This is a genomic window from Paenibacillus kobensis NBRC 15729 (assembly GCF_004000825.1).
Taxonomy (GTDB): Bacteria; Bacillota; Bacilli; order Paenibacillales; family Paenibacillaceae; genus Paenibacillus_T; species Paenibacillus_T kobensis.
On sequence record NZ_BILZ01000011.1, the window covers coordinates 15,756 to 30,442 of the forward strand.

Here is a 14,687-nt window from a genome sequence, read left to right on the forward strand (position 1 = left end):
TCATTAGTAAGTGTTTCTGGAGGAATGTAAATGTATATAATGTACCGGACTATCCGAGGTGATAAGTGTAATGAGAGCACATAGTTTACAGACTAATATATTATATCTTCTGATCGCCATAATACTCTCGTCACTCATTACACTTACCAGACTGGACATAGTCACCCAGCTTCTAATAAGTCTTGTTCTAGTGAGTGTAATCATCTACCTCATGAATCCTCAAAAGATATTTTGGTACTTTATCGTGCTGATGCCTTTACTTCCTCCATATTTAGCGTATAAAGCAGGAGGAGCTCCTTTTGTTAATGGGTTTCGGATACTATTGCTGATATTTATATTCGATCAGTTGATACTTAAAAGACGAGTATCTGAATTCATTAGTTCAATAAGAAGTGACAAATTTAAAGTGGTCGTTTTGATCTATGCATTCGGAATAATAATTTCAGGCCTTGTCAGAGCGTCAATGTTTGATATGTCTTCAAATCTCATCAGTTCGACAGCTATTATTGTCGAAAAGGTAGTGTTTTATTATTTAATACTTATGAACATTAATATAGAAGTCCAAAAGGGAGGGCATAGAGAGTTTATTAATAAGTTTTTACATCGAATAAGTGTAGTAGCATTTATACTTGCGATCTTGGGGATACTTGAATATTTTTCCCAGTTCAATATATTTAGTCTATTGGATGTCTCAAACTATGAGGGATTAAAATACCATCCTTTTATTCGTTCCGGACAGCTTCGAGTTAGCAGTAGCTTCTCACACACGCTAGGATATGTAATGTACTTACTCATAATGATACCGATCGTTTTTTATCAAGCTACGTGGGCAGCAAAAGAGGGGAAGAAAAAGAGGGTATTTTATTTTTCTTTGATTTTACTTTTGATTCTAAATTTGTTTATGACACTTTCAAGATCTGCTATGCTTGCGGCTACCGTGGCGGTGGTAACATATGCAGTTTTTTCTGTTGCAAAGAGTAGGATGAAATTCATATTTGCTGTTTTTTATATTGTGTTCCCATTGCTCTTTTTAAGTTTAACGCCGGTTGGAAAAGATATTCCTGGCGTATCCACGATCGGATCCAATATTAATGCACTTTCAGATGCGCTCTTAGGAACTCAAAAGGTAGAGAACTTTGGCAATAATGAGGACCCGTTCGTTTACCGGAATGCCCTTATTAAATACTCTTTTCAACTAAAAGGAAATGAGGCTATCTGGGGAAAAGGTATTGGGTTCATCGAAAATGAACCCCTAGAATTCTACCTTCCTGAAATAGCTCCTTTTGTGGCAACAATATCCAGGTCAATAGATAACTACTACATTTTAACTAAGTTGGAACAAGGATGGGTCGGTCTTGTTGTAACGTTAATTTTATTCATCACCGTAGTATTTACAGCAATCAGGTATAGAAGAAAAAATAACCTAAACTTAATGATATTAGTATCTTTTTTAGCGTATTTTGTGCAGTTATTTATGGTAGCAGATTTAGATACAATTAAATACTTTTGGATGTTTTTGGCGGTCTTATCAGTGTTTCATTCTTATAATGCTAATGAAGAGCTTCCTAAACGGGAGAGTAGGAATACAATATGTAATCAAATGAAAAACAAGGAAGGAGGTAATATGAATGACTCGTCTGTATATCATACATGAGAATGGGGCTCCACGTCATTTTGAAGCTTTGTACCACATGAATAATGATACACAAATGTATGATTCAATAATATCACTTGAGTTCACCTTCTTAAGGCAATTTGTGAAGGGAATCACTAGAAGAAAACCTGATCTAATCTTGAGAGCTATCAGGAATGCTTGTCTAATGGTTTATTTATTATTCAGTCGAAATAAGACAGTCATTGTAGGAGCTGCACCATTTGATTCATTCATTTACTACTTATATTTTATGAAAATAGGAAATGAAATTATCTACTACTCTTCTTGGCCATACTGGGATTTATCCAAGTATCCAAAGAAGTTACGGTATTGGGGTCAATTGAGGTTGTGGCAAAAATTTTTGCATAATGTGCAAGTTGTAGGGGTTACGGAGAAGGTGACGGAAGGGCTTAGACAATACACACCGTATTCGACGGTTATTCCGCACTGCATTAATGAAGTCTTTGCTCCCGATACAATACGAGAAAATGAACCATTTCGTATCATTTATGTAGGACGATTAATTGAGGAGAAAGGCATGAAGACAATTCTTCAGTTAATGAGCGAATTGCAGAATGACACAAGATTCGAATGGTGGATTGTTGGTGATGGTCCTTACCGAGATACGATCCAAGACAGAGTGAATCAATATAATAACGTGCAGTATTTCGGTCAAGTTAAGGATCAGAAGAAACTGGCGAATCTTTATAATCAAAGTCATGTGCTACTGCTTCCTTCGCAGACGATAACAATATGGGAGGAATTGTTCGGCATCGTAATAATTGAAGCTATGGCATGTGGAGTTATTCCAATATCGTCAGATGCAATTGGACCTAAAACCATTATCGAACAAGATAGCGACGGCTACTTGGTGAAACCGGATGATATAAATTCGATGAAAGAAAAATTAACTCAGCTAGCTGACAATCGGTTGAAGTTTCAGTCGATGTCCAGCAAAGCAATTGAGAAAGCCCAACAGCGATATTCCATTACAACTACTTCTCGATTATGGGAAAGGGTAATGAGTGAATCGTTATCAAAAAAACATGAAATGCAGAATGTAGACCGAATGCCAATGGGTGGTTAAACATGTCATTAAAACAAAAGGGAGCAGCTGCGTCGAAATGGACTTCATTATCGACAATCGTCGTAACGTTGATCCAATTTGGGCAGTTAGCTATACTGTCTCGATTGCTGCAGCCATCCGATTATGGATTAATGGGTATGATCACTGTTGTGGTAGGGTTTGCACAAATCTACAGCGATGTTGGCATATCCAATGCGATTATTTATCGCCAGCATATTAGTAAGCAACAATTGTCTAGTCTTTATTATCTTAATGTCCTTTCAGGAGTATTTGTATTTATTCTCGTGATAGGCATATCTCCATTAATCGCGATGTTCTATAATGAGCCAAGACTATTGATACCGTTGTGCGTTATTTCACTGATGTTCGTAATAATCCCAATTGGTCAGCAATATCAAGTACTGAGCCAAAAAGAGCTTAGGTTTAATCAGTTAGCGAAATTCGATATGCTGTCTTATACTTTGGGTTTAATTGTTGCAATAACTTCAGCATGGTTGAATGCTGGTGTTATGTCGCTTGTACTTGGTCAACTTACGACATCTACTGTAAAGACGGTTTGCCTTGTTCTCGTGGGCATGCGATTATGGAGGCCCGGATTCCATTTCAAGTTTCATGAAGTTCGTGAATTTATTGCTTTCGGGGCATACCAGATGGGCGAGAAGACGATTCATTTTTTTAGTACGAATGTGGATTATATCATAATTGGAAAATTTTTTGGTGCGCAAGTGCTGGGCTATTATACCTTCGCTTATCAAATTGCAACCATCCCGGTTATGAAGATCAATCCGATGGTAACACAAGTATCACTGCCGATTTTTGCTCGAATTCAGAATGAGAAGAAGCGGTTGAGAGAAGGGTATCTTACCATCATTCGATACTTAAACATGATCAATTACCCGCTTTATGTGGGGCTAATTGTAACAGCGCCATTACTTATACCTCTGGTCTTCGGTGATAAATGGCAAGGCGGGATACTATTTCTTCAGATCTTATCTGGTATGGGGCTTATTCGATCAACAATTCAACCGAATACCTCACTATTAATCTCGATTGGGCGTGCGGATTTGAGTTTCAAATGGACGATATTATCGATGTCGATATTGCTTCCTTCAATTGCAGTAGGCGCCTACTTGAACGAAGCGACAGGTATCGCATTGGGATATGTTGTAGCACAGTTCATTTTGACATACTTCAACTATCGGATGCTTAAGCGAGTTCTAAGTGTAAATTGGCTGGAGTATGGTTGGGCGCTGGTGCAGCCGCTTTTATACTGTTCTGGTGTAGCGGCTTATGCATGGTTAATACATTGGATTAGTGACGACACATCATATTTAAATTTAGGACTTACAATCGGAGGCGCAGTTGTCATCTATGTAGTATTAACATGGTTGTTCAATAAAAGATTAGTGAGGGAGCTATTGCAGTTGGTGTTCAAAAGACAACAACTGGCAACTGCTAAACTATCCTCCTAATTTTTTTAATTACAAATAAATATATAACAGGGAGTGTTGAGAAATGAAAGGTATTATTCTTGCAGGCGGTACGGGTTCCCGGCTTTATCCATTGACGAAGGTGACGAATAAGCACTTGCTTCCGGTTGGTCCTTATCCGATGATTTATCATTCGATTCACAAATTGAAAGAAGCTGGAATCGACGACATCCTCATTGTCACGGGACGTGACCATATGGGCGATGTCGTTAATTTATTAGGCAGCGGTTATGAGTTCGGTGTTTCCTTCTCGTACAAAGTACAGGATCAAGCTGGGGGGATTGCTCAAGCACTGGGCTTGGCGCGCAGCTTCGTTCAAGATGAGCCGATTGCGGTTATCTTAGGGGACAATATTTTCTCCGATGATATCTCTGAGTATGTAGACAATTTCAAACGTCAGGGTTCTGGCGCCAAAATATTGCTCAAAGAAGTTCATGATCCGGAGCGTTACGGTGTGGCGGAGTTGGATGGCAGCCGGATTCGTTCGATTGAAGAGAAGCCGAAGCAGCCGAAGAGCAATTATGCTGTGACGGGTATTTATATGTATGACTCGCAAGTATTCGATATTATCAAAACGTTGAAACCGTCCGGCCGGGGCGAACTCGAGATTACGGACGTGAACAACGCCTATATCGAACGTGGTCTGCTATCCTATGATGTATTGAATGGTTGGTGGACGGACGCAGGAACGCATGAATCATGGAACAAAGCGAACGAGCTGCTCCGTAACGAGAAGTTCGATCTCAACTTCGGGCGTCAACCTGTAGCGGCCAAGTAAGGAGAAGAGAAGACGGATGAAAATTATAGAGACGGTATTGGACGGAGTCCTGGTGATTGAGACCGATGTATTCGGCGATCACCGGGGCTTTTTTACGGAGAGCTACAATGAGGAGAAGTTTCGCGCAGCCGGCATAGAGCACAACTTTATTCAAGATAATCATTCCTTGTCGACTGAAGCGGGAACGGTTAGAGGGCTGCACTTTCAGCTCGAGCCCAAGGCACAGACGAAACTCGTTCGTGTTGTTGCCGGGGCGATCTACGACGTAGCAGTCGATCTTCGCGGCGGTTCACCAACCTATGGGCAGTGGGTGGGCGTTATTCTGAGCGAGTCGAATAAACGCCAGTTGCTCGTACCACGCGGATTTGCACATGGGTTCTGCACGTTAACCCCTAATACACAGGTGTTGTATAAGGTGGACGAATATTATTCCAAGGATCATGATCGCGGGATTCTGTGGAACGATCCGGATATCGGCATCGAATGGCCGACCGATCGCGTCGTATTGTCGGATAAAGATAAGCTTCACCCTGGCATTCGTGAAGCCAACATCCAATTCTAGAACTAAGGGAGCTGTAAGACATGAATCTATTGGTGACAGGCGGCGCCGGGTTTATCGGAAGTAATTTCGTACGTTACATGCTGGAGAAACATTCGGAATATAACGTAGTGAATCTTGATCTTCTTACCTATGCCGGCAACTTAGAGAATCTGAAGGATGTCGAGAACAATCCGAGGTATCAATTTGTGAAAGGCGACATTGCGGACGCTGCGATGGTCCATCGCCTATTGGATGAGCATAAGATCGATGTGCTGGTTAACTTTGCTGCCGAATCGCATGTTGACCGGAGCATTACGGACCCAGGCGTATTCGTGAGAACGAACGTCATCGGCACACAAGTGTTATTGGATGCCGCACGAGCGAAAGGCATTCAGAAATATGTTCAGATCTCGACGGACGAAGTGTACGGCTCGTTGGGAGAAACAGGTTACTTTACGGAAGAAACGCCTATTGCTCCGAACAGCCCGTACTCCGCGAGCAAGGCAGGAGCTGACTTGCTCGTTAAGGCTTATCACGAAACGTATGGCATGAATGTGAATATAACGCGCTGCTCGAATAACTATGGTCCGTACCATTTTCCAGAGAAGCTTATTCCGCTTATGATTACGAACGCATTAGAGGGTCAGACGCTGCCGGTATATGGCGACGGCTTGAACGTGCGGGATTGGCTGCATGTGCAAGATCATGCCGCTGCGATCGATCTCGTCATTCATAAGGGAGAGCCAGGTGAAGTGTATAACATCGGCGGACACAATGAACGCACGAATATCCAGATCGTCGAGCTGATCCTGGAGAAGCTCGGTAAGTCCAAGGAACTTATTCGATTCGTTACGGACCGGCTTGGTCATGACCGGAGATATGCGATTGACCCGACGAAACTGTCTGAGAAGCTAGGGTGGAAGCCAGATTACACGTTCGAGACCGGTATTATGGAGACGATCGAATGGTACCTGGCCAACGAAGAATGGTGGCGCCGCATCAAGTCTGGCGATTACATGAACTATTACAGCAAGCAATACGGCGAGGCGTTATATGGCTAATGAGCGAATTCTAATCACTGGCGCGAAAGGCCAGCTGGGTGTTGATCTTGTTGAGCGATTCCACGGCTGTGAAGTATTTGGCTATGGCAGAGATGAGCTCGACATTACGAATCCTCGTCAAGTGCAAGAGGTTGTGCGGGCTGTAAAGCCGGATGTCATTATTCATGCTGGTGCTTATACCAAGGTGGACCAGGCAGAAGCTGAGCCGGATCTGGCTTATCTGAACAATGGCTACGGTACGGCGAATATAGCGTCGGCTGCACAATCGGTCGGGGCGAAGCTCGTCTATGTGAGTACGGATTATGTATTTAACGGGGAAGGGACGCGTCCATACGATGAGTTCACCCCAATTGCCCCTATTAATGTGTATGGCCGCTCGAAGTGGATGGGAGAGCGGTTTGTAGAATCGCTGCATACAAGGTTCTTTATTGTTCGAACGTCCTGGGTATACGGTTTGCACGGCGCTAACTTTGTGAAGACGATGTTGAAGCTAGGTCAAGAGAAGGGGCAAGTTTCTGTCGTCCATGATCAAGTCGGCTGTCCGACGTATACGAAAGATCTTGCCTCTTGTATTGCAGCCTTAATAGAGACGGAACAGTTCGGAACATATCATGTCTCGAATTCGGGTAGCTGCTCCTGGTATGAGTTCGCGTCTGCTATATTCCGTCTTGCTAATATGGAAGTAGAGTTGACCCCCGTCACATCCGATCAGTTCGTTCGTCCGGCGCAACGTCCAGCTTATTCGGTATTCGATCATATGTCGCTGCGGCTTGGCGGTTTCCCCGCGATGCGTCATTGGGAAGTCGCGTTGGAACAATTCGTGAATGAGCTTAAGATTGGAGTGTAGCGAATGAAAATCGTATTGCTATCGGGTGGTTCCGGTAAGAGACTCTGGCCGTTGTCTAATGATATGAGGTCCAAACAGTTCCTTCCGCTGCTGCAGCATCCGAGCGGAGGGACCGAGTCGATGGTGCAGCGGGTATGGCGGCAGTTGAAGTCGGCTGGATTGTCCGCTAGCAGCTACATCGCAACAGGCAGAGCGCAGGTGGAATTGCTGCAGAGCCAGTTGGACAATGAAGCTTCTATTATCATAGAGCCGGAACGGCGGGACACGTTCCCTGCGATTGCATTAGCTGCAGTGTACCTATATTCCGTTGAAGGTGTATCGTTGGATGAGGTTGTAACGATTATGCCGGTCGATCCGTATGTCAGCGAAGATTTCTTCGAGCACGTGAAGCAACTGGAACCAGCATTGAGGCAGTCCGGTGCTCAGCTAGCACTAATGGGAGTTGTTCCCGACTCCCCGTCGGAAAGCTTTGGTTATATCGTGTCGTCCGAGGGGAATAGTGATTCAGTCCGGCGCGTGGAATGTTTTAAAGAAAAGCCCCGTAAGGAAGAAGCGGAAGCCTTGATTGCAAGAGGCGCGCTTTGGAATTGCGGGGTTTTTGCGTTCCGGCTGGATACGATGATTAACCTGCTGATCGGCATGAACCTGCCGATTCAATATGAAGAAATGAGCAAGCAATACCGCAATCTGCCGAAGAATAGCTTCGATTATGAAGTGGTAGAGAAGCTGGAGCATATTGTGGCCACTCGTTATACGGGACAATGGCGGGATCTCGGAACATGGCAGACGTTAACGAGTGAGATGGTATCTCCGGTATACGGGAAGGGGGTTGTGACTGCTGACAGTAACAACACCCATCTGGTCAGTGAGCTTGAAATTCCAATAACGGTCATCGGCTTGTCGAATGTCATTGTGGCTGCGAGTCCGGACGGTATTCTAGTGTCGGACAAATCGCAAAGCCCTCGAATCAAGGATTTGTCGGGCGAATGGAATCAGCGTCCGATGTACGAGGAGCGTCGGTGGGGCCAGTATAAGGTCGTCGACTATATTCGGTATGATGACGGGCGAGAGGTGCTGACGAAGCGTATCGCCATTACGGCAGGGCGTAATTTAAGCTACCAATATCATCTGAACCGCAGTGAAGTATGGACAGTTATTGGCGGCGAAGGTGAGATGGTGCTAGATGGACGGTACCGCCGGATTGCTGCTGGTGACGTCATACAAGTGCCTGCAGGAATGAGGCACAGTATCCGGGCGATATCGGATCTGGAGATCATTGAAGTGCAAAGCGGCGGCGAATTGGTGGAAGAAGATATTGTTCGATTGTGCATGGATTGGTCTGAGATTATTAGTTACATCCATTAAAGACAAAGCATAGGAGTGGGTTAGATGAAACTGGCGGTTATCGGCACTGGTTATGTCGGTCTTGTGTCCGGCGTTTGCTTCGCGCATCTGGGGAATGAGGTCATTTGCGTTGATAAGGTGAAAGAGAAGATCGAAATGCTGGATAGAGGAGAAGTACCCATCTATGAGCCCGGTTTAAAAGAGCTGATCCACACGAATGTAGAAGCGGGCAGATTGCGATTTTCAACTAATCTTGCCGATGCCGTTCAAGAATCGGACATCATCATCCTTGCTGTAGGAACACCGTCGCTTCCTAACGGCGAAGCGAACCTTTCGTATATCAAGCAAGCTGCTGCGGAGATAGGTGCAGCTATCAATCAATACAAAGTTATTGTAACGAAGAGCACTGTACCTGTCGGTACGAATGAGAAAGTAGCCGCAATCATCGCAGAGCATACGAATCAATTGTTCGATGTTGCCTCTGTGCCCGAGTTTCTGCGGGAAGGCTCAGCGATCCGGGATACATTGAACCCGGATCGAATTGTCATTGGAGCATCAAGTGAGAAGGCTCGGGAATGGCTTAGACAGCTCCATTCGGTGTTGACTGATAATATTCTCGTAACGGATATCCGTAGTGCTGAGATGATCAAGTACGCCTCCAACGCATTCCTGGCCACCAAGATCTCGTTCATTAATGAAATTGCTAATATCTGCGAGAAGGTCGGCGCAGATGTTACGAAGGTAGCTGAAGGAATGGGACACGATAAGCGAATTGGCCGTTCGTTCTTGAAGGCGGGAATCGGGTATGGCGGCTCTTGTTTCCCTAAAGATACACAAGCGCTTATTCAAATTGCAGGGCATGTTGATTATGAGTTCAAACTGCTGAAGTCTGTTGTAGAGGTTAACCAGGATCAAAGATTCAATGTCATTCGTAAGCTGGAAGCTATTTTGGATAGTCTTCAAGGAAAAACCATCGCGGTGTGGGGGCTGGCTTTTAAACCGGATACAGACGATATTCGTGATGCTCCAGCAGTTGAGATTATCCAGACATTGCTTCAACGTGGTGCCAGTGTGAAAGCCTATGATCCGGTCGCGACTGCGAATTTTAGTCAACTTATAGCTCATCCGAAATTAGAATATTGTGAAAGCAAAGAGGATGCTGCTGCAGGCGCAGATGCACTCTGTCTACTGACAGAATGGAATGAATTTGCCGAAATCTCATTAGCGGAACTCGAGAGTCTGCTTCGAAAGCCTATTCTGATTGACGGCAGGAATGTATTTAGTGAAGAGGAGCTTTCACAGACATCCTTTATTTATTACTCAGTTGGACGCCCTAGCTTGAATAATGGCATACGTGATGAGAGTCCTGTTTTGTTTTTTTAGACGGACTTAATAGGAGCAGATTATGCGGAAATATTCTATATTTCTCTTAGTATTTATTCTCCTAAGCTCGATCGGAATTGTTACGAATGAATCACAGGCAGCTGAACCGGCACAACAACCAGCAAGCACAAAGGTGCTGTTGTTTACCAAGACGGAAGAATTCAGGCATGATTCCATTCCTACTGCGATCGAGACGATTAAAGCGCTAGGAAAGTCCAACGGATTTGAAGTAGAAGCAACAGAGGATAGCAATGTGTTCACGGATCAGCAATTATCGAAGTACAAGGCTGTTGTATTTTTGCTTACAACTGGCGATGTACTTAATGAATCGCAGCAAGCTGCCTTCGAACGTTACATTAAAGCCGGAAATGGTTACGTCGGTGTGCATGCGGCTGCCGACACAGAGTATGGCTGGAAGTGGTATGGCGGACTCGTCGGAGCATACTTGAAGAAGCATCCGGTTGATCAAAAGGCGACCGTCATCGTGGATGATCGGACACACCCGTCGACCTCTGCATTGCCTCTGCGTTGGGAAAGAACGGATGAATGGTATGACTACCAACTGAATCCTAGAGGAAATGTTCATGTTCTTGCTCGTGTGGATGAGGGGTCTTACAGCGGCGGGACGATGGGGGCCGATCACCCAATATCATGGTGCAGTCGATATTCAGGCGGGCGTTCTTGGTATACGGGGGGCGGGCATACTGCCGCATCGTTTACGGAGCCGTTATTTCAACAGCATCTGCTTGGCGGTATCGAATATGCGGCAGGTCTGAAGTATGGGGATTGTGATGCTACGGTCGATCGTTCATTTGAGAAAGTAGTACTGGATAATAATACAACGGATCCTATTCAAATGTCTTTCACACCGGATGGCCGTCTCTTCTATATCGAACGGAATGGAGCCATCAAGTTATACAATCCCAAAAATTCAACAACGAAAATAGTAGGCAAGCTAAACGTATCGGTCATTGGAGACGATGGCCTAATGAGTGGAATCGTCGATCCTCAATTCGAGCGTAATCATTGGTTCTATATTCTGTATTCTCCCGCTGGTGAGGAGAACATTTATCGAGTGTCTAGGTTCGTCATTAAGAACGATAAATTGGATAAGGGTTCTGAAAAAGTGATACTTCGTATCCCGATTCAAAGAACGGATTGCTGCCATGGCGGTGGAGGGATGGTATTCGATTCGAAGGGGAATTTGTATATCCCCATTGGAGACAATTCGAATCCATTCTTCTCGGACGGATATGCCCCGTTAGATGAAAGACCAGGTCAGACGGTGAAAGACTCCCAGCATACGGCGGCTAATTCATTCGAACTTCGCGGTAAAATATTGCGGATAAAACCAACGGAGGATGGTTCATATACCATTCCCGCTGGGAACTTGTTCCCGGCAGATGGAAAACAAGGTCGTCCGGAGATATACATTATGGGGGTTCGTAACCCATTCCGAATATCAATTGATATGAAAAATGATCGTCTATACTTCGGTGATGTTGGTCCGGATGCAAATACTGATGATCCGAACCGCGGGCCGAAAGGTTACGATGAGTGGAATTATGCTGACTCGGCGGGCAACTATGGATGGCCGTATTGTATAGCCGACAATAAGGCCTATCGGGATTTTAATTTTGCAACGCGTTCATCCGGAGGTTTGTTCGATTGCAGTCATCCGGTTAACGATTCCCCGAATAATACGGGGGCAAGGGAATTGCCAGCGGCTAAACCAGCATGGATATGGTACCCCTATGGAAATTCAACGGAATTCCCGCAATTGACGAACGGTACAGGAAGAACGGCAATGGCGGGACCTATATACCGTTTTAATCCAAAACAATCGGATAACAAGCTTCCTAGGTACTACAATAACAGCTTGTTCATGTACGATTTTTCACGCGGCTGGATTAAAGAAGTGAGGTTTGACGAGCAAGGGAAAATGGTATCGATCCTTCCTTTTCTATCTTCGATGAAGTTATCCAATCCTGTAGATATCCAGATTGGACCTGACGGTGCAATGTATGTGCTTGATTATGGCGCATACGGTACGCCTTCGGAGGGGAAAGCCCAACTTGTAAAAATTCGCTATACACTAGGAGTAAATGCTCCAGTCGCGGTCGCAAAGGCAAGTGTTATTTCAGGTAAGACGCCGCTAACCGTAAAGTTCTCTAGTGAAGGGTCGTACGACCCGGATGGAGATAAGCTCACTTATATGTGGAGCTTTACCAAGGATAAGATCGTGAATTCCAAATCGCCGAATCCTACATTTACTTTTCGGAAGTCTGGAAACTATGTAGTGAAATTAAAGGTTTTTGATTCAACGGGCAGATACTCCATTGCGAGGATACCAATCACCGTAGGAAATACAGCGCCGTCAATAAGAGTTGAGGAACCTGTTGACGGAGGGTTCTTCGAGTGGGGTGAGCAAGTCGATTACCGTATAAAGGTGACAGATGCTGAGGATGGCAGTACGACCAATGGGCGTATTCCTTGTTCATCGGTCACAGTCGACGCAATGTTAGGCCACGATCAGCATACGCACACGACGAAAGAACAGACGGGTTGTACAGGTCAATTCACTGCGCTTAACGGTCATTCCGAAGGGGATAACTTGTTCTACGTCGTTAATGTTAGTTACACGGATAAAGGAGCAGCTCAATCGACTGCATTAACAGCAACACGTCAGATTACGCTTCAACCGAAGCGGAAACAAGCCGAGCACTATACAAGCATGGAGGGCGCCCAATTAAGGGACGTGAACGGGATTAAGTATTTGGGCTTTATCGACCATGGAGATTGGATCTCTTATAGCCCTGTAAATTTGAAAAACATAAGCTCGATTCAGTATCGCGTGGCATCTGCCGGTACTGGTGGATTCATCGAAGCTAGACTGGATGCCCAGGACGGCCCGCTTATTGCAAATGTTGCTGTACCTATAACAGGAGGGTGGCAAAACTTTGTGGATATAAGTGTCCCGATCACCGCTTCGGAAGGAACACATGAACTGTTTTTCGTATTTAAGAATCACGACGGAGATCAAAGTTTATTTAATCTCGATTGGGTTCAATTTAACGGCGCAGGGATATCTCATCCGTAAGAGCTAGGTAAAGCTTACAGCATGAAAATAGTGATAGACACAATATGATGATAAGGAGCTATTGGAATAGCTATGAAATCGACAAGATTGGCTAGTTCTCTGCCGTTCGAGCTGCAATTGCTTTTATTAATATTAAGAACGGAAGATACTCCCGACTTAAACAAAGAATTACATGATCTTGCGGTAAAGGGTATTGACTGGGAACAGTTTGTTCAATTAGCTAACCGGCATCGTGTCTATCCGACTATCATGACGAAGCTTCATGAATTGGAGGAAGAGTTAAAACTCGGCTTCATGGAATCTTTGCAGCTAATGAGTCGCCGCAATACATTCCAGATGCTGTTGTTGACGGCTGAGATGGAGAAAGTGTGCAAAGCTTTTCGCGAACAAAACATAGATACACTCGTACTTAAAGGGCCAGTATTAGCGGAAGCATTGTATGGCGATCTCTCGAGTCGAACGTCTAAGGATATTGATATGTTGGTATCTGCAGAACATGTTGAACAAGCAGAGATCGCCATTCGCCAGCTTGGTTATGTACCGGATGAGGAAATTCCACGTATCCTGAATGATATGATTCAGAAGTGGCATCATCTTGGTTTTACGCATCCCCGCACAGGAGTTCAGATTGAGTTGCATTGGCGGATGAGCCCTGAAACATTCAGGGAGCCGGCCTTCTCAGAACTATGGGAACGCCGGCAGACGATGAAGCAAACCACCGAGCCTGTCTATTATCTTGGCCAAGAGGATTTATTCGTATATTTGACATTACACGGCGCTCGCCATGGCTGGTTCAGGTTGCGTTGGTTAGTAGATATTGATCGCATGATCCGTATGAATAATATGGATTGGAAAATTGTAATCGAACGTTTTCGAGAATCTGACAGCTTGCATGTGTGCGGACAGACGATGATTCTGTTGTCCCAGTTATTCAACTCTCCAATTCCATCCGCATTGCAAACCTTTGCTGATAATGACCGTTCTCAAAGGCTCGCTGAAGAAGCAGTCCGCATCATTCGAGAGCTCGTCTATATCAAGGAAAAACAAACTCAGAAAGAAGCACTGAACTATTTTAAAGTGTACGATAAACTTCTCTCCACGAGGCAGCAACGATTGAGATTGCTGTTGAACCGGCTCTACCCGAGCTCCCTTGACGCACAGATGCTTCCTCTTCCTAAGCAACTGCACTTCCTTTACTTCCCTTTAAGACCTTTCCTATGGGCATGGCGCAAGAAGAACAGCAAACATCAGCATAAAATCGTCACAAAGAACCACGCGGCGACGAAGCAAGAACCAAAAAAAGTTAATGTTCTATAAACAAATAGTTACAATCTGTATCATTAACGTGTATAATGGATACAATAAGTATCGTTTTTTAGTCGTTGCTTGATCCACAGGAGGG

General features: G+C 44.6%; 11 protein-coding genes. All 11 read left to right on the forward strand.

Features of this window, described 5'->3' with window-relative positions:
- The first annotated feature begins 70 nt into the window (after positions 1-70).
- The 11 genes from PKO01S_RS09260 to PKO01S_RS09310 all read left to right on the forward strand — a co-directional run bounded on the left by PKO01S_RS09260 (position 71) and on the right by PKO01S_RS09310 (position 14,602).
- Positions 71-1,654 (forward strand): O-antigen ligase family protein, encoded by a 1,584-nt coding sequence (locus PKO01S_RS09260; protein WP_127531053.1) that lies wholly within the window; start codon positions 71-73, stop codon positions 1,652-1,654.
- Positions 1,629-2,741: a glycosyltransferase family 4 protein gene (locus PKO01S_RS09265; protein ID WP_127531054.1), complete on the forward strand. Its 1,113-nt coding sequence runs from the start codon at positions 1,629-1,631 to the stop codon at positions 2,739-2,741. Before PKO01S_RS09260 ends, PKO01S_RS09265 begins: the two co-directional genes overlap by 26 nt.
- A 2-nt stretch (positions 2,742-2,743) precedes the next feature.
- Positions 2,744-4,213: an MOP flippase family protein gene (locus PKO01S_RS09270; protein ID WP_127531055.1), complete on the forward strand. Its 1,470-nt coding sequence runs from the start codon at positions 2,744-2,746 to the stop codon at positions 4,211-4,213.
- Positions 4,214-4,256: 43 nt separating this feature from the next.
- Positions 4,257-5,009 (forward strand): sugar phosphate nucleotidyltransferase, encoded by a 753-nt coding sequence (locus PKO01S_RS09275; RefSeq protein WP_127531056.1) that lies wholly within the window; start codon positions 4,257-4,259, stop codon positions 5,007-5,009.
- A gap of 16 nt (positions 5,010-5,025) precedes the next feature.
- Positions 5,026-5,571 (forward strand): dTDP-4-dehydrorhamnose 3,5-epimerase, encoded by a 546-nt coding sequence (gene rfbC, locus PKO01S_RS09280; protein ID WP_127531057.1) that lies wholly within the window; start codon positions 5,026-5,028, stop codon positions 5,569-5,571.
- 20 nt (positions 5,572-5,591) lie between these two features.
- Positions 5,592-6,611 (forward strand): dTDP-glucose 4,6-dehydratase, encoded by a 1,020-nt coding sequence (gene rfbB, locus PKO01S_RS09285; protein WP_127531058.1) that lies wholly within the window; start codon positions 5,592-5,594, stop codon positions 6,609-6,611.
- Positions 6,604-7,458 carry a dTDP-4-dehydrorhamnose reductase gene (rfbD, locus tag PKO01S_RS09290; RefSeq protein WP_127531059.1) on the forward strand — a complete coding sequence of 285 codons (855 nt, stop codon included), beginning with the start codon at positions 6,604-6,606 and terminating at the stop codon, positions 7,456-7,458. The genes rfbB and rfbD overlap by 8 nt, the downstream gene beginning before the upstream one ends.
- Positions 7,459-7,461: 3 nt before the next feature.
- On the forward strand, positions 7,462-8,823 hold the full coding sequence (locus PKO01S_RS09295; protein WP_127531060.1) for a sugar phosphate nucleotidyltransferase: 1,362 nt from the start codon (positions 7,462-7,464) through the stop codon (positions 8,821-8,823).
- A 24-nt stretch (positions 8,824-8,847) separates the two neighbouring features.
- The gene (locus PKO01S_RS09300; RefSeq protein ID WP_127531061.1) at positions 8,848-10,185 is read left to right on the forward strand and encodes a UDP-glucose dehydrogenase family protein; all 1,338 of its coding nucleotides are present in this window, start codon (positions 8,848-8,850) and stop codon (positions 10,183-10,185) included.
- 22 nt (positions 10,186-10,207) lie between these two features.
- A complete protein-coding gene (locus PKO01S_RS09305) occupies positions 10,208-13,285 on the forward strand; it encodes a ThuA domain-containing protein (protein ID WP_127531062.1) in 3,078 nt (1,025 codons plus the stop codon).
- A gap of 72 nt (positions 13,286-13,357) precedes the next feature.
- Positions 13,358-14,602, forward strand: a complete 1,245-nt coding sequence (locus PKO01S_RS09310) for a nucleotidyltransferase domain-containing protein (protein WP_127531063.1) — start codon at positions 13,358-13,360, stop codon at positions 14,600-14,602.
- Positions 14,603-14,687 lie beyond the last annotated feature (85 nt).

What these genes read in the sequence shown, in the direction of transcription:
- PKO01S_RS09260 (WP_127531053.1), top strand. Translation starts at nt 71, where the DNA reads ATGAGAGCACATAGTTTACAGACTAATATATTATATCTTCTGATCGCC.
- PKO01S_RS09265 (WP_127531054.1), top strand. Translation starts at nt 1,629, where the DNA reads ATGACTCGTCTGTATATCATACATGAGAATGGGGCTCCACGTCATTTT.
- PKO01S_RS09270 (WP_127531055.1), top strand. Translation starts at nt 2,744, where the DNA reads ATGTCATTAAAACAAAAGGGAGCAGCTGCGTCGAAATGGACTTCATTA.
- PKO01S_RS09275 (WP_127531056.1), top strand. Translation starts at nt 4,257, where the DNA reads ATGAAAGGTATTATTCTTGCAGGCGGTACGGGTTCCCGGCTTTATCCA.
- rfbC (WP_127531057.1), top strand. Translation starts at nt 5,026, where the DNA reads ATGAAAATTATAGAGACGGTATTGGACGGAGTCCTGGTGATTGAGACC.
- rfbB (WP_127531058.1), top strand. Translation starts at nt 5,592, where the DNA reads ATGAATCTATTGGTGACAGGCGGCGCCGGGTTTATCGGAAGTAATTTC.
- rfbD (WP_127531059.1), top strand. Translation starts at nt 6,604, where the DNA reads ATGGCTAATGAGCGAATTCTAATCACTGGCGCGAAAGGCCAGCTGGGT.
- PKO01S_RS09295 (WP_127531060.1), top strand. Translation starts at nt 7,462, where the DNA reads ATGAAAATCGTATTGCTATCGGGTGGTTCCGGTAAGAGACTCTGGCCG.
- PKO01S_RS09300 (WP_127531061.1), top strand. Translation starts at nt 8,848, where the DNA reads ATGAAACTGGCGGTTATCGGCACTGGTTATGTCGGTCTTGTGTCCGGC.
- PKO01S_RS09305 (WP_127531062.1), top strand. Translation starts at nt 10,208, where the DNA reads ATGCGGAAATATTCTATATTTCTCTTAGTATTTATTCTCCTAAGCTCG.
- PKO01S_RS09310 (WP_127531063.1), top strand. Translation starts at nt 13,358, where the DNA reads ATGAAATCGACAAGATTGGCTAGTTCTCTGCCGTTCGAGCTGCAATTG.